10 protein-coding genes are annotated in these 16,494 nt (G+C 51.1%); 1 reads left to right on the forward strand and 9 read right to left on the reverse strand.

The genetic code is table 11. The annotated features are described in order from the left end of the window. Nucleotide 1: 1 nt before the first annotated feature. On the forward strand, nt 2–1,297 hold the full coding sequence (locus tag Kalk_RS00225) for a porin family protein (RefSeq protein WP_101892305.1): 1,296 nt from the start codon (nt 2–4) through the stop codon (nt 1,295–1,297). Between the two features lie 66 nt (nt 1,298–1,363). Here the strand turns inward: Kalk_RS00225 and Kalk_RS00230 are convergent, their stop codons facing one another. The 9 genes from Kalk_RS00230 to pgl all read right to left on the reverse strand — a co-directional run bounded on the left by Kalk_RS00230 (nt 1,364) and on the right by pgl (nt 16,490). Next, a complete protein-coding gene (locus tag Kalk_RS00230; protein WP_101892306.1) occupies nt 1,364–3,985 on the reverse strand; it encodes a tetratricopeptide repeat protein in 2,622 nt (873 codons plus the stop codon). A 17-nt stretch (nt 3,986–4,002) separates the two neighbouring features. Continuing rightward, on the reverse strand, nt 4,003–5,358 hold the full coding sequence (prsR, locus tag Kalk_RS00235) for a PEP-CTERM-box response regulator transcription factor (protein WP_101892307.1): 1,356 nt from the start codon (nt 5,356–5,358) through the stop codon (nt 4,003–4,005). Further along, the gene (prsK, locus tag Kalk_RS00240) at nt 5,355–7,451 is read right to left on the reverse strand and encodes an XrtA/PEP-CTERM system histidine kinase PrsK (RefSeq protein ID WP_101892308.1); all 2,097 of its coding nucleotides are present in this window, start codon (nt 7,449–7,451) and stop codon (nt 5,355–5,357) included. Before prsK ends, prsR begins: the two co-directional genes overlap by 4 nt. A 22-nt stretch (nt 7,452–7,473) precedes the next feature. Continuing rightward, the gene (locus tag Kalk_RS00245; RefSeq protein WP_158643234.1) at nt 7,474–9,726 is read right to left on the reverse strand and encodes a DUF1631 domain-containing protein; all 2,253 of its coding nucleotides are present in this window, start codon (nt 9,724–9,726) and stop codon (nt 7,474–7,476) included. A 216-nt stretch (nt 9,727–9,942) separates the two neighbouring features. Continuing rightward, nucleotides 9,943–10,899, reverse strand: coding sequence for a methylmalonyl Co-A mutase-associated GTPase MeaB (meaB, locus tag Kalk_RS00250; protein WP_101892310.1), 957 nt, complete (start codon nt 10,897–10,899; stop codon nt 9,943–9,945). 7 nt (nt 10,900–10,906) lie between these two features. Continuing rightward, a complete protein-coding gene (scpA, locus tag Kalk_RS00255; protein WP_101892311.1) occupies nt 10,907–13,051 on the reverse strand; it encodes a methylmalonyl-CoA mutase in 2,145 nt (714 codons plus the stop codon). Between the two features lie 309 nt (nt 13,052–13,360). Beyond that, nucleotides 13,361–13,978: a bifunctional 4-hydroxy-2-oxoglutarate aldolase/2-dehydro-3-deoxy-phosphogluconate aldolase gene (locus tag Kalk_RS00260; RefSeq protein ID WP_158643235.1), complete on the reverse strand. Its 618-nt coding sequence runs from the start codon at nt 13,976–13,978 to the stop codon at nt 13,361–13,363. A 22-nt stretch (nt 13,979–14,000) separates the two neighbouring features. Beyond that, a complete protein-coding gene (gene edd / locus Kalk_RS00265) occupies nt 14,001–15,809 on the reverse strand; it encodes a phosphogluconate dehydratase (RefSeq protein ID WP_101892313.1) in 1,809 nt (602 codons plus the stop codon). Nucleotides 15,810–15,812: 3 nt separating this feature from the next. Further along, nucleotides 15,813–16,490 (reverse strand): 6-phosphogluconolactonase, encoded by a 678-nt coding sequence (gene pgl / locus Kalk_RS00270; RefSeq protein ID WP_101892314.1) that lies wholly within the window; start codon nt 16,488–16,490, stop codon nt 15,813–15,815. Nucleotides 16,491–16,494 lie beyond the last annotated feature (4 nt).

Here is a 16,494-nt window from a genome sequence, read left to right on the forward strand (position 1 = left end):
TATGGCTATCCCGGTAAACAAAACGGTGGGGTTTCTGGCTGTTAACGTCAGCTTGATATGGGGCTTTCCAGCGCTAGCGGCCATCCAGAGCGAAGTGAGCGTTGGTGTGATTGAAGAATGGATAGACAACGTCTATTACAGCAGCTTCGATCGACGTCATGATCTTTCTACAGAAGTCTATCTAGACCTGAACATGAACAGTGTGGGGGAAGCGTCCCAGTTCGAGCTTGGATATCGGGTTTCTCATGAGAATTACATGCGTGATAGTTATGATAACGTGAACTACATGCAGGGAAACGGTGCGCTTAGTATGCAACTTCTGCCCCGGCGTCTGTTTTGGAACACCGATGTAAATTCATCCGTTACTCTAAGAGACAGTATCTCTCCCGATAGTCCGGATAACCGGGATCAGAGGCATTTTCTTTCCACTGGCCTCGATTATACCTTGATATCAAGCCGTACCAATTCAGTGTCCGCCAGCGCTACCGTTTCTGCCACCCGTTTCCGTGAAGCCGATACCAACAATAATAATCGAAAGTCTGCAGAAATCGCCTGGAATCACGTATTCAGTCCATTAGTGAATGGTGGACTCACGTGCTCGGGTGAAGAGGCTGATTTCGTCGACAGCGATGTCTATTATGAGACGGTTCGCTGTCAGGTTAATGCCTCACGACGTTTGCGTAATGGGTTGGTTGCGGTTGATCTAGGTAAAAGAACGATTAATCCCAATCGTGGCGACACGTTAGATGGATTATCCTACTCTGTGGATTTTTCCATCGAAGAAGGTCGACATCGCTATTCATTGAACTCCTATCGTGACCTAAGTGATACTTCGGTCGGCTTGAGCGATCAGGATTTTGTTGGTGGAGGTAACCTGCCAACTGATGTCAACACGGATGTGCTTGCGCTTACTGTGAGGAAGCGTACCGAGTTCGGTTATAGCTACACGCTGACGGCCAGCAGTGACATCGGTTTGCTGCTCTATAGGGATTCCGATGACATTTATGATTCAAACCTTGATACCGACAGAGAGGGTTTGGATCTTACGTTCAGCCGAATGACCCCAGCTGATATCCGTGCCTCTGTTACCTATAGCTTTGTACGTACGGAGTACGCTTTCTCTACGCCATCTGAATCGGTTGATTACCTGAATATATATGAGTTGGGCTTGTCTAAACAGTTTTCCCCCCATTTTGATGTGTCCGGGGTGCTATCCGCTGAAGTAAGAAACGGCGAAACTGATTTTCAGGATTATGAAGCCTATTCTATCCGAGTGGATGCAGCGTATACATTTTGATGTGCTTATTCTGATGGGTAATGGCGGCACCATAAGAGTATTCTTATAGTGCCACCAAAGTAAGGCTTATTTTGAGCTGATCTCTTGGAAGTGTGCTTCTATCTCTTTGTTGTCTGGCGCCAGCTTTAATGCTTTTTCGATTAGTGCTTTTGCTTCTTTGATCTTACCGTCTTTATACATTACCCAAGCGTAGGTATCGATTACTGCGGGGTTTTCGGGAGCGAGTTTGTATGCTTGCTCCGAATGCTTCGTGGCGTTAGCCATGTCGCCTTTTTCGAAATATATCCAAGCCAGGTTGTTGAGTGTGACGGGTTGGTTTGGATTCAGCTCCAATGATTTTTTATAACTGGTTACTGCTTTGGCAGGTTGCCCTTTCTGTTGATAATAGATCCCTTTTAGGGTGGCGGCTTCGAAGCTTTGGGGTAGCTTCTGCTCCCATGCGATTAGGAACTGAGGGCGAGTGATACTGGTTTGATCGCTGAGGTTCGACCAAATGGTTTTTGCCAGGCTGTCGTTGGGGCGCATGTTCCATGCATCAAGGTAATGTAAGATTGCCTCCTCAGTTTTACCCTCATGATTTTCAATGTCACCTTTGATCAGCAAGCTGATATAAGGATTGCTAGCCTGCTCTTCGACCTGTTTCGATATCTTTTTTGCCTGATTTAAGTTGTCAGCTATCAGCTCTGCATTCACTAGAATGTGGAGAGACACTGGGTCATTTGGAGCGATCTGCAATGCGTCCATAACGTACTGTTTGCTTTGATCACTGTTACCCGCTTTGAGTTCGGTTGTGGCCGCAGCGTGATATAGCTTGACCATATAATTACTGGTCGCAGTGTTGAACGATGATCTTGTTAAAGCTGCTTCACCTGGAGGGATTGCACTTTTATAGTCGTAGGTGTTCATGTAATGCTGACTGATTAAAAAGTCTGCTGCCCAGCAATTTATGGACTTCTTTGATAGATCCGACAGATATTGGAGCGCAGAATCAGATCCACTTATTTGCTCTTTAGCCGACGCTGCTGCCCTGAGCGCAAGAATGTTGTTCTCATCGAGCTTCAGTAGCTTCTCTGAGAACTCCAATATTGAATCAGAATTTCTGCTTTGTATGGCAGCCATTAGTTTGGCGTTGATGGTGTAATTGCTGTTTGGGTCAGCTTGGTACGCATTATCAATAACGGTCTGGGCTTTTTTGGGATCCGTTTTGAGAAGCGCGAGGCCTGCCATAGATTGGCTTTCAATTGAGTCGCTGTTGGCCAGCTTTTCCACAAGCTTGGATCGTTCAGAGGTTAACTCAAGTACGTCATATTGCTGAATAAGGCGCGCTTGAAGCATGGTATCGGCAGGTGAGTGTTTATACGCCTTTTCCAATTGCGCTAACGCAAGTTTGGGTTGCTGCGAGCCGTTGTACGCATCTGCCAGCGCTATACTGGTGCGCACCATGGTAGGATCCAGCTCCAATGCAGCTTTCATTACTTCGGTGGCTTTGGTTTTTTCACCACTAAAAAGCAATGCGATTCCGTACAGTGAGAGCAGTTTAGGATTGTCTGAATTGTCACGGATGTTGAGTTCAATGGCACGCAGTGCTTCGTCTGGGCGATTGAGGCGTAGCTCTGTGGCGGCAAACACCTCCAGCGTTGCGCTAGAAGCCGTTTCTGGGTCGATGGATTGATCGAACAGATCTGCTGCTGCTTGGAAATCACCTTGTTGGTATCTGATTATCCCCAACAGCGATCCCATGATCTGGTTCGGGTTGCTGGAGTACAGTTTCTCTAATATTTCGTTTGCACCATCTATGTCGTTGTTTTTAAGAGCATCAAGTACCTTTTGGAACTCGGCTTCCAGCTCTTGTGTTTTTGGGTTGGCGTCCGCAATGAGTTGCGAGTAAACCATGGCCTCGGATGAGCGACCGAGTTTAGATAGAGTTGCCACCAAGGATTTCAGGATGTGCAATCTCTTAAGAGTCATGCCATCGGTGTTGGGTAATGAAAATAGCGCTTGTGAGAGCTGATCTTCTGCAGCTTCGAGTTTGTCACGTTGATAATAGTAACGGGCCAGCATTAGTCGAGCGTCTACGTTGTTTTCATCCAGTTTGATGGCTTTATTCAACGCATCAAGCTGCATTTGATCTTCACCTGCCTTGGCATAGATCGACGATTTGGCCAGCTCAAGTTGTGCGAAATCGGATGGCGCAGTTAGCTTTGGCTCCAACGCGGCGATTTCCGATTTGGCTTTTTCTATGTTGTTGGAGGTAATCAGAGCCTTGACTTTGATCAGGTTGGCATCTGTTGAGTTACGCAGTGCAGCTGCGTGAGGGGAGTCGTTTAGTACAGTCAGCACTGAATTTGCTTTGCCCATTTCCAGGTAGTTGTTGGCAAGCAATAAGTCTGACTCAACTCCTCTAGACGGAAGCGAGTTCAGAACCTCCACCGACAATTTGTGGTTGCCCTGCTGATAATATACGTTTGCTAGCAGTATGTGTGCATCGAGGTTGTTCTCGTTAGCCTGTAGAGCGTTTTTGATTTCGATGGTGGCCGCTTTGTATTGTCCCTGCTGGAAGTAGCTGTCGGCCCGAGACAGATGTTCTGCAGATTTACCTGCTGAGTCGCTTGATCCATCGTCCGAGCATGCAAAGACCGATAATGCTAATAAGCATGCTAATGCTGTTTTCCTGCCGTGAAATTTCATTTCATGTCCCCAAAATATTAATTTTCTTGGATATGGATGCTGTACTTTTTAATTAAGTCGTATAGCGTCGGGCGGGTTACACCGAGCAACTTCGCCGCAGCGGAGATGTTTCCGTCGGACATATTGATGGCTCGTATAATGGCTGCTTTTTCTGCTTCCTGGCGTACGGAGCGTAGGTTTAACGATAAATCATCGTGCTGCGGTAGCCCCAGGTCTGTAATGCCGACGTTTCTCTGATCGCACATTATAACGGCGCGCTTGAGTTTGTTTTCCATCTCGCGGATGTTGCCGGGCCACTCATATCCTTCAATGGCGGACATGGCCTCGGGTGTAAATCCTTTGATGTTTTTGTTGAGCTGTTCGCAGAATTTCTGCAGTAAGTGTCTGGCTATCAGCGCTTTATCGCCGCCACGTTCTCGCAGTGGAGGCAGATCAATCACCATCTCACTTATACGGTAGTAGAGATCTTCACGAAAAGTCCCTTCGGCCGCCATTTGCTCTAGGTTCTTATTGGTTGCGCACACGACGCGAACATCCACCGGTATTTCTTCCCGGCCGCCGAGCCGTTCTACCACGCGTTCTTGCAGAAATCGCAGCAATTTGGCCTGGAGAGCCAATGGCATGTCGCCTATTTCATCCAGGAATAAAGTACCACCACTGGCGACTTCCACTTTACCCAAGGTACGCTTTGAGGCGCCGGTGAAGGCACCTTTTTCGTAACCGAACAGTTCGCTCTCCATCAGGTTTTCCGGCACTGCGGCGCAGTTGATGGCTACGAAACGTCGGTCGCTTCTTTTACTTAACCCATGAATGGCGCGAGCGATGACTTCTTTACCTGTGCCGGACTCGCCCAGTATTAAGCTGGTTACGTCTGTTGGGGCAATTTTTTCGATGATACGACACACCGATGACATTCGGTCATCGCTGGCGATCACGCCGGGCAGGGGGTTTTGTTTGTTTTCATGGAGCCGACGGTTTTCGTTCTCCAGGCTCCACATTTGATAGGCGCGTTGAACGATCAGGTCGAGGGTGTCTGTATTGACCGGCTTTTGGTAAAAGTCGTAAGCCCCCATAGCGACTGCTCTGAGCGCATTGGAGTAATCATGATAACCGGTTACCACGATGATCTTGGTGTTGGGGGCGATCCTCATGGTTTCCTGGATCGTGGCAAAGCCTTCTTCTACACCCTCTTCATCCGGGGGTAAACCCAGATCCTGCAGGACAACGGCCGGTTCATGCATGCGAATGGCCGCTATAGCGCTGTTTCGATCGGGGGCAACGACAACGTCGTATTTGTCAAAATGCCACCGCAATTGGCTTTGTAAGCCCGGGTCGTCTTCTACTATTAGGAGTACCGGCTTAGTGTCCGTCATACTTGGTCTGCTTGCTCTTGTGTTTTTGGGCTATTGGTTCGAAGCGGTATATAAATGGTGAAGGTCGACCCTACGTTGACTTCACTCTTAGCCAGAACGTCACCACCGAGATTTCGAATAAATTCTCGGGTTTGATATACGCCGATACCCATACCTTTGCCTGATTTTGTTGTATCAAAAGGTCTGAACAATCGGTTCTTCATAAAGTCGATGTCCATCCCGCAACCATTATCCTCTACTTCAATAACGGCTTGATTACGCTCGGAACGCAGCGTTACGTCTACGTAGCCATCGGCGGGTGTGGCTTCCTGCGCATTTTTGATGATGTGGGTGACGATCATTTCGAGGTTATCTTCATCCGCCACAACTTTAAGCGAATCCTCAAGTATTCTCAATGTTGGTGGAGGCATTCTGTCCTGACATTTTTTGACCGAATTGATGACAACATTTTTGAGCGCCAGTTCTCTGCCTGATGTAGGTTGTGTTTGTTGAAGTTTTTTAAGCAGGTTGCTCATTCTTTGAACGGAATTGTCAATTGTTCGAATCATGTCATCAATAAATGCAGGGTTCTCTTTGTGTTTCGCTGCATTTTCAACCACCAACGCTTGTTGAGCGATTAGATTTTTCAGGTCGTGCATTACAAATGCGGATAATTTATTGAAGGCGTCGAATTGTTTTGATTGTGCCAGTAGTTCTGCCGCTTCGTTACGGGAAATATAGCTGGCGACTTCTCTGCCTACGGTTTTGAAGAGATCGAGATCTTCCCAGGTCAGGGTGAACTCTGCCGGTGGCTTGCTCAGCAACATAAATCCAATAAGTTCGCTGTCCACCAGCATGGGGATGATCAGCCAAAGATCTTCTATATCTTTGGTCCATTGTGGCAGGTGTTCATTAAAGTTGCTCAGTTCATGTTCGCTGGGGGAAGAGGGTGAGAATACCCATTCCTGATCTTTCAATATTCGGCAGAATTCGCTGTCAGATAGCTCCTCTACCTCCAGCTTGGGCAGATTCATGTTGTGGGTCGCTATGGGCAGGAAGCGCCCAAACTGATTATCCATCCACAGCATGCCGCCAGTGGATTTAACGATGTCCATCACAGCCTTTATAGCGATTTGGTGGGGATCAGCGTTGCTACCAGGTGAAGAGGTGAGGTGATGAATGAGGCTAAGCCACTGTGAGCGGTAATCGTATTTGTGGACGAAGAAATGCTTATCGATGTAAACACTCATGCTGGCCCGCGCTGACTCCGATAGGAAAACAACGGCGATGCTGATGAGGGCGCTGAAGATGAGGGTCACCTGTATTACGGTTCCCCAGTTTCCGCCGTAGAGTTTGATGTAATACCCACCTGCAGCCATGAGCGCAAGAAAGAAGCCCGCAGTGGTAAGGCCGGTGGTGTAAAACGCCATGGGGCGGGAGATGGCCACACGGTTTTGTTGGGGGTAATTCTGAGAGCTTACCGCCATGAGGGCGAAACTCAAGAAGATGGCGGATGCACCATTAACGGCACCGCGGGCGCGCCATATTTCAGGATCGAGCTGGCCGAATAGCAGGGCGTAGGAAAACAGGTATAAGTCGTACAGCAAGATACCGGCGAGCCCCAGGCTGTAGACTTTGTTAATTCTGTTGTGCGGTGAGTTGCGGAATAGTTGCTCCACCGAAACGATGCAGAGAATGGTGAGTAATAGGCTCGACCAGACATATAGGTGATAGGCCTGAGTTTTGTTGTCGACAAAGGCGGGCAAGACGATAACAAATACGACTCCGGCAATAATCCATAGCAGATGAAGGAGCAGAAAAGGCCCCTGTTGGACGGTTCTGTTCTTATTGCTGAATTTTAGTTGCTGGAGCAGCCCGAATATCCAAGATCCAAAACGAAGCGTTTCACACAGGATAAGTTGTTGGACAGTAAGCTGGGGGGCGTAGGAATCCCAGGCGAGGATGCCGCACCAGGCCGTTGACACAAAGGCGGCCAGCGCCAGTGAGAACGTGATATGTTGCCTTTTGAGGAGGAAGCAGGAAATGAGCGCGAATGCACTCAGCAATAAGGTACCACCAAGGAAACTGGTGAAAGTAACGTTTTCCAGTAGCATTAATTAGGGTTTCTTGGGTCAATTAACCGGCGAGTTTTTTCAGCTTGGTGCTGATGTTTCCCATTGCTCTGTCGAATAGTATTCCGCTTTCCAGCGATTTAACGTATCCACGCTGCATGTCCGAGGCGAACTCTGCAAGTTTCTTATCGAATACCCTCAGCCCGAAGCGATTCACGAATACATAAGTCTCGCCGGGATCGGTAATCATGGCCAGCTTGCATCGGAATGTTTTTGCACTGTTGGGTGGAGAGTAATCGAACCAGCTCCCCGGGCGAACCTTTGAAACTTTAGCAATGTACTCTTTTGCTGCAGCCTGCAACTTGAGCTTTTGACGTTCAACAGCGGTCATGTTTTCCCAGTCTTGGTTGTGATCGGCATCGGTTTGACCGAGCGCTACCAGATGAGCAGGTTTCAGTTTGATAAGGTCTTTTTCGGTCAGCCGCTGGGCGATAACATGCTCAAAGGTTTGCTCGGTAATGCTCAGGCTGTTGAGGATGCTCTCTCTGGGAATGTTGACGGCCTCCAGTCCATGAGAGATTTTACGCAGCAGGTCTTCTTTGATTTTCTCCATGCGATTCAAGGAGCGCTCATCGCTGTGGGGGCGCATGGCCCAAACCAGTTGGTCCACCACTTGTTTGGCTTCAAGCCATTCTGTGCTTTCGATACCGTGCTTCAGTTGAATATAGAGCAGTACTTTGTGCCAATCTTTTACCAGGAACTCCATGATGTTCTCAGGCAGGCTGTTATCTTTCAGTCGGCTGTAGAGGATCTCGTTGGTTTTGTCCCGAGCGTGCTCTGCTTTAGCTTTGCCTTGGGCTGCTTCCTGGGTTCGTTTTTCCAATACCGCAGCTTTGTTTTTATCGAGTTTGGTCACGCTTTGGAATGAGGCCAGCGCTTGCTCGAAAACAGAAACTTCACCGGTGAAATTCTCGATGATTTCGTGTACTACGCGGTTTACTTCTTTATAGAGCTTATCCTGGCTGGTTTCGCTGCTTTCATCCCAGCCTACGGCGGACGATGCGATTTCATTGATCAGTCGACGCGCGGGGTGGTCGCTGTGGGTAAAGAAGTTTTTGTCTTTTAACGCGACTTTCAGGATAGGGATCTGCAGGCGGCTGATCAGTGCCTGGAAAGGTACCGGCAGGTTGCGATCATCCAACACAAAGTCAAAGAACATCGCTACCAGATTGATGATGTCTTCATCTGATTCGTGCAGGGCGTCTTCTTTGCCGGACTTTTTGTTCTCCTCCAGGATTTGCTCCACCACTGAGCGCACATCAAAGCTGTGGGGGGATCGCAGGTATTCAGACGAGAGCTGCATTGCGGTCAGTGAATCCAGCAGATTGGTCTGCGGGATCGGGGTTGATCCTGAGCGCGCCGGCCGCGAAAGAATGTTTGGCATGGAGACACCGCTTTCGCGGAGCTGATTAAACATGCCGAGAACTTGGCCCAGGGTTACGCCTGAGCTTCCCATGGGCATATTCGCAGCCGCGTTGCCAGTGTCCAGCCCGGAGAAGGGGTTGGAGTCATCTTGCTGTTGTTCGTATCCTGCCTGGTTGTGCTCTGGCTGCTGAGATGGCGCTGCAGCGGAGCTGTTTTTATTTTTACGAACATCGAAGCGGATCTGCGGGAGTACACCGGCGCTTACCAGTAGGTCATTGACCAACGCGTAAATGTTGCGTAGCTCGATGATAACGGTTCGATCAAGGTGCTTCAGTAGAATGACTTTGCACTTGATATCCAGATTAAGCGCTTGCAGTGAATTCGTCACGGCGGTACAGATCTGGGCTGGGTCGAGCGGGTTGTTGGTTTCGTTAACCCGTACATCGGGCATCAGGTAATCGAAGCGGCAATTCAGCTGGTACAGCAACTCTTGGTTTTCTATGCGGGCACGGTTGACGATGCCGGTAACGGCAACATCCTGTTCCATGTCATCTTTGCCAACCAGCTGGATCGATTCCAGACTGAAGGCGTCGTTTGTGGCGCGTTCCTGCTCTGCGCGGCGCCCGCTGATTCGGCCTTTGGTCAGCGCGCGGAAGTGTTCTTCGTAGCTTTCTTTGAATAGGGCCCACACTTGTGGCTTTTTGATGCGCACTTCACGCATGGAATCAAAATAGAGATTTTGTTCGTTGTTGCTGCCGGCTTTGGATGCCAAGTCAAAAAACAGATCGTCGCAGCTGCTGAAAAATTGGCTGAAGTTATTGGACAGGATAGAGAAGGCGTTTTCCTTCACCTGCTTGATCAATGCTGGCATGGTGGCGGATACGTTGGACACTGGCCGATTCCTTTGATCTGAGTCACTCATCATTGTATTGCCCATCCAAAACATTGCCCGCGAATTAGTATACATTTTGTACTATCTGGGTGGCGGCAACAATGTAAAAAAGTCACGCTTTTTGTGATTTATGTGATTGATTAGTAATCTGATTGTATCTCATTAGGGTAGTGTAGTGCGAATGCTATTAAATGCCTAACTCCATTAGAAGTCTTGCTAAAGGGATTCTACAATTCTGTGGGCCGCAACGTAAGGCGTGGTTTCGCCTTGTGTGACTTTGGTCTGCATTTGGTCGCAGAGTTGGCGGGAGTCGGCGTCCTGCTTGAGGCGGCGATCGATCAGTTCGTGAACAAGGCGCCACATCCATTGTTTGTTTTGTGCGGCCCGGTTTCCTTCAAAAAAGCCGATTTCGCAGGATTTGGTCTTATAATCCTCGATCATCTGCCAAATTGTGTCGATATTGCCGCCTTCCAGCGCTGAGCAAAGCACAACTTCGGGCTTCCAGAAGTTGTTGTGTTGCAATATGCCCAGGGCGTTCTGGTAGTGTCGCTGGGTTTGTTGGGCCAGCTGTCGATTGCTGCCGTCGGCTTTGTTTACGGCGATGGCGTCTGCCAGCTCTAAAATACCTTTCTTGATCCCCTGTAACTCGTCGCCTGCGTTAGGCAGCATCAGTACCAGGAAAAAGTCCACCATACCGGCAACTTCGTATTCTGATTGGCCCACTCCAACGGTTTCGACAAGGATCACGTCGTAACCGGCCGCTTCACACAGCAGCATGGCTTCTCGGGTTTTCTGGGCAACGCCGCCCAGTGCGCCACCGCTGGGTGAGGGGCGAATAAAGGCGTTTTCCTGTTGGGAAAGCACTTCCATGCGGGTTTTGTCACCGAGGATGCTGCCTCCGGTGATGGGAGAGCTGGGGTCGACGGCCAAGACGGCGACCTTGTGGCCCTGTTTGATTAGGTGCAGGCCGAATGATTCGATAAAGGTGGATTTGCCCACACCGGGTATACCGGTGATGCCTACACGGATGCTGTTACCCGTATGGGGCAGCACTTGCTCCAGCAAGGCCTGGGCTTGATCCCGGTGCTGGTCAAGTTTGCTCTCGGTCAAGGTGATGGCTTTTGCAAGGGCCCGTCGGTTCCCCTGCAAAAGCTTGCTGATGTCGATACTCATCTGTGGATTAGGATGCCTGTCTGATCTCGTCGAGTACTTTGCGGGCGGAGACGGGAATCTTGGTGCCTGGCCCGAAGATGCCTTTGACGCCAGCCTTGTATAGGAAATCGTAGTCCTGACGTGGGATAACGCCACCCACGACGACGATGACGTCAGTAGCGTCCTGCTTTTTGAGGGCAGCTATCAGATCCGGAACCAGTGTTTTGTGACCAGCGGCCTGTGAGGATACACCGATAACGTGTACGTCGTTTTCGACCGCTTGCTTGGCGACTTCATCAGGGGTTGAGAAGAGGGGGGACAGGTCGATGTCAAAGCCCACATCAGCAAAGGCGGTGGCGATGACTTTGGCGCCACGGTCATGGCCGTCCTGGCCCATTTTGGCCACCAGCATGCGCGGTCGACGGCCGTGCTCTTTTTCGAAGGCTTCGATGTCCTGGCGCATTTGCTGCCAGTCGCTGTCGGTTTCGTAGGAGCTGCCGTAAACGCCGGATACGGTTTTAGAGCTGGCGTTGTAGCGACCCCAGATCTTTTCGACTGCATCGCTTATTTCACCAACGGTGGCGCGGGCGCGGGCCGCTTTTACCGCCAGGTCCAGGCCGTTGCCTTCACCGGTTTCGGCCCATTTGGTGAGGTTGGCCAGGGCGCTGTCGCAGGCACTTTGATCACGGCTTGAGCGAATTTTTTGCAGTCGGGCGATCTGCTGTTCGCGTACGGAGCTGTTGTCGATTTCCAGTACGTCGATGTCGTCTTCTTCTGCCAGGATGTATTTGTTGACGCCCACGATAACGTCTTCGCTGCGGTCGATACGGGCTTGTTTGCGGGCTGCGGCTTCTTCAATGCGCAGTTTGGGCTCGCCTTGTTCGATGGCTTTGGCCATGCCGCCTTTGGTTTGAATGTCTTCGATGATGGCCCAGGCTTTGTCAGCGATTTCCTGGGTCAGGGATTCCATCATGTAAGAGCCACCCCAGGGGTCGACGACTTTGGTGATGCCGGTTTCTTCCTGCACGATGATCTGTGTGTTACGTGCAATACGAGCGGAGAATTCGGTGGGCAGGGCGATGGCTTCGTCGAATGCATTGGTGTGCAGTGATTGGGTGCCACCGAATACTGCGGCCATGGCTTCGATGGTGGTGCGCACTACGTTGTTGTATGGATCTTGCTCGGTGAGCGACCAGCCGGAGGTTTGGCAATGGGTGCGCAGCATGCGTGAAGTGGGCTTTTTGGGGTTGTAGGCGCTGACAATGCGATCCCAAAGCAGGCGGGCGGCACGCAGTTTGGCAATCTCCATGTAGAAGTTCATACCAATGCCGAAGAAGAAGGACAGTCGTGGCGCAAACTGGTCGATGTCGAGGCCGGTTTTCAGGGCTGTCTCGATGTATTCTTTTCCGTCCGCCAGGGTATAAGCCAGTTCCAAGGCCGCATCGGCACCGGCTTCTTGAATGTGGTAGCCGGATATGGAAATGGAGTTGTATTTGGGCATGTTCGCGGAGGTGTAGCCGATGATGTCGGCGATGATGCGCATGGAGCCTTCTGGCGGGTAGATGTAGGTGTTGCGCACCATGAATTCTTTCAGGATGTCGTTTTGAATGGTGCCGGACAGTTTGTCTTGAGACACGCCTTGCTCTTCTGCAGCGACGATGTACATGGCCAATACGGGCAGTACTGCGCCGTTCATGGTCATGGAGACGGATACGGTGTCCAGTGGAATGCTGTCGAAGAGGATTTTCATGTCTTCAACGGAGTCGATGGCAACACCGGCTTTACCGACGTCACCGGTGACTCGCGGATGATCAGAGTCGTAGCCGCGGTGAGTGGCCAGGTCAAATGCAACCGATGCACCTTGCTGGCCTGCTGCCAGGTTTTTTCGGTAGAAGGCGTTGGATTCTTCGGCGGTTGAGAAGCCGGCGTATTGACGGATGGTCCAAGGGCGGCCAGCGTACATGGTGGCTTTGGGGCCACGTACGAATGGGGCAAAGCCGGGCAGTGTGTCGGCGTGCTCCAGGTTGGCGGTATCCGCGGCGGTGTAAAGTGGTTTGACGGCGATGCCTTCGGGGGTATCCCAGGTCAATTCATCGGGAGAGCGGCCCTTGCTTTCTTTAGTGGCAAGCTCTTTCCATTGTTCCAGTGAAGGCTTGTTGTTCTCTGTCGTCATAACTACCTCGCGTATTTTTATGCGGTTGACCCTGTGGTCACGGTTTTCCGCCTTCCTTCCCCAAGTTTGTGTTTCAGATTCTAAAGGGATACGGGATAAAACGGAAAAGGTACTGAGTTGAAAGAAGGGAAATGCCCCTCAAAGTGGCGGGTAGACTACCCAAATCCTGAGAAAAATTCACCCAAAAAAGCGTTACAACCCTTAATTTAGTGTGAAAATCAATGGCTTGAGGCTCATTTGTCCGTAGGGCCAGCGGTTTTGGCCAGGATTTGGTGGGGTTTATGGCTCAAATGTTGTCAACCCGATGATCTAACAGCGTTGCGCGATTTCGTGGATCTTGTTCCAGTCGCCCCTGCTTATCAGGCTCGTTGGTGTGAGCCAGGTGCCCCCCGCGCAAATAACATTGGGTAAGGCGAGATATTGATTCACGTTGTCTTCGGATACGCCACCGGTAGGGAAAAACTTGACGCCTTGAAATACGGCCGCCATGGCGCTGATGAATTCGGTACCACCGGCAAGCGCTGCGGGGAATAATTTGACGGTATCCATGCCGAGGTTGGCGGCCTGCATGATTTCGCTGGGTGTCATCACCCCCGGCACCAACGCGACTTGTTGTGCCCTGGCTTGTGTAATCATGTCTGAATCGGTGCCGGGGCTTACGATGAACTGTGCTCCTGCGTCGAGTGCCTGTTGCAGTTGCTGTGAGTTTTTAACGGTACCGGCACCGATGATTAACTCTGGTCGTTGTTGGCGCAGTTGGTTGATGGCGTCCAGTGCGCAGTCGGTGCGCAGCGTTATTTCCAGCATGGTAAACCCGCAGCTGCTAAGCGTGTCCGCCAGCGGCAGGGCGCTCTCCAAGGTGGGCAGCGCTATTACCGGCACGATGGGTTTGCTGTTACTGGCAAGTTCCTGAAAGCTGATAGTCACTGCGGTTCTCCTAAAGAATGGCTTAAAGAATAAAGCTGGCACCCTGATTCGCGGGGCTGACGTTGTTCCGTGCATTCTTGAACAGGGATCGTCCCAAGGTGGCGCTTGCTGGGTGGGGTTGGCTGATGGCGCGTGCGTTTAACCGGTCTTCGTCCACTTCCAGGTTCAGTTGGTCATCATGCCAGTTTAAGGTAATGGTGTCGCCGGTTTGGATCTTGCCGATAATGCCACCTTTGGCAGCCTCTGGTGTCAGGTGAATGGCTGCCGGGAATTTGCCGGACGCACCGGACATGCGTCCGTCGGTGATCAACGCGACTTTGTAGCCTTTGTTCTGCAGCGAGGTCAATGGCGGTGTCAATTTGTGCAACTCCGGCATGCCGATGGAGGCGGGGCCTTGGTGCGGGAGCACTGCAATGAAATCCTGGTTAAGCTTTCCTGCGCTGTACTGTTCCAGTATTTGCTCCTGTGAGTCAAATACGATGGCTTGCGCGGTAATGGTGTTGCCCAGTTGGGGCGATAGGGCGGAGACTTTGATGATGGCTTCGCCAAGATTGCCGGTGAGGAGCTTGACGCCACCGGTTGGGTTGAAGGGGTTACTGGCCTCTCTGAATACGGAGCTGTCTTTGCTGATGAGGCTGGTATTTTTCCAGCTCAGTTGTTTTTGGTCGGTGAGCATGGGCACGCAGCGTGCAGCGCTAAACGGCAAACCATAGGCAGTATTGATGTCGGTAAATACCAGTTCTTGTTCCCACAGGGTGGCAATCACGGCAGGGGTGCCGCCGTTGTCATGGAATGCGTTCACGTCCGCGGCACCGTTGGGGTATAGGCGCGTGACCAGGGGGATGATATCCGAAAGTTCCGCAATATCTTGCCAGGTGAGGTGCCAGCCACAGGCCTGACCAATGGCCAGTAAGTGCAGGGTGTGGTTGGTGGAACCGCCGGTGGCCAGCAGGCCAATGACGCCGTTGAGTAAATTCTCGGCCTCGACAATATAACCCAAGCCGGCATTTTGCTTGAGTGTGCTTTTCACCAATAAGCGCACGGCTTCTTCTGTGAGGGCGTCACGCAGTGCTGAGTTGGGAGCGACAAAGGCTGATCCGGGCAGTTGCAGCCCCATCATTTCCAATAGCATTTGATTGGAATTGGCAGTGCCGTAAAAGGTGCAGGTGCCAGCGGAATGGTAGGATTGTTCTTCTGAATCCAGTAGCACTGTAGCGTCGACTTTGCCTTCTGCAAACGCTACGCGTACTTTGCCTTTATCTTCGTTGCTGATTCCGCTGTGCATGGGGCCTGAGGGAATGAAAATACCGGGCAGGTGGCCGAATGCAAGGGCACCCATCAGCAGCCCCGGTACGATTTTGTCGCAGATTCCCAGGTACAGGCCGCCATCAAAGGTGTTATGGGAGAGGGCGATACCGGTGGCAAGGGCAATAACATCACGGCTGAATAAGGAAAGCTCCATGCCGGGTTGGCCTTGGGTCACGCCGTCGCACATCGCAGGTGTACCACCGGCCACCTGAGCCGTTGCTCCCTGCTTGAGGGCATAGGCTTTGAGTTTTTCGGGGTAGCGATAATAGGGTTGGTGGGCAGACAGCATGTCATTATAAGCGGTTACGATGGCGAGGTTGGGGCTGCGCTGGGTCTGGCGCAGCAGGTTTTTTTCGTCTGGCTCTGCCGCAGCATAACTATGAGCCAGGTTAGTGCAGCTTACATTGCCTCGCGCGGGTTTTTCGGTTTGCATCTGATTGCACAGGGCAAGGTATTGTTGGCGGCTGTCTGTGCTGCGCTGTTTAATGCGTTTAAGGACCGATAACAATGTCGGATGCGTCATGGGTTAATCCTTGCTGCTGTAAACGCTTAACTGTGGACACTGCGCGTTTAGCGTGTTGATAGGGCTAATGCTGTCTGCTGATGAGGTGATGCTATGAAAGCAGTGCAGCTTATCTGCGCCTGGGATATAAAGTAGGAGCTCTGATGCCTGGGCTATCCAGTGAAAACTCATGGATAGCCGTTGGTAGGGCGCCTCTGTTGGCATAACGGTGACATAGCGATCCTTACAGCCCATTGCGGTTTGAAATTCGTTTGCGTCCGGAAACAGTGATGCAGTATGACCGTCCATCCCCATGCCCAGCACAATGATGTCCAACTGGGTGGGGCAGTCACTGACTTTGTGATTGGCCATGATGCATGCTTTGTCGGGGGGCTCGTTTTCAAACAACGTAATAAGCTGGGGCTTCGAGCCTGGGATGCGCTCTATAAACCGATTGAGCATGGTTTGATTTTGTGCGTTGGCATCGTCCGTCAGGCGCTCATCCACCATCAGTAAAACGACCTTTTCCCAGGGCAGCGTCTGGTCTGCCAAGGCCTGCAACATGGGCTCTGGCGAGCTGCCACCCGACAGCGCGCAATAGCACCGTCCTCTGGCTGCAATTGCCTGGATCATCTTGGCGGCAACAACCTGTGCTGTTCGTTGGGGAAGGTCTGTACTGCTATAGATGTGCTCTTTTGCCATGATT

This window comes from Ketobacter alkanivorans, from assembly GCF_002863865.1.
GTDB classification, from domain to species: domain Bacteria; phylum Pseudomonadota; class Gammaproteobacteria; order Pseudomonadales; family Ketobacteraceae; genus Ketobacter; species Ketobacter alkanivorans.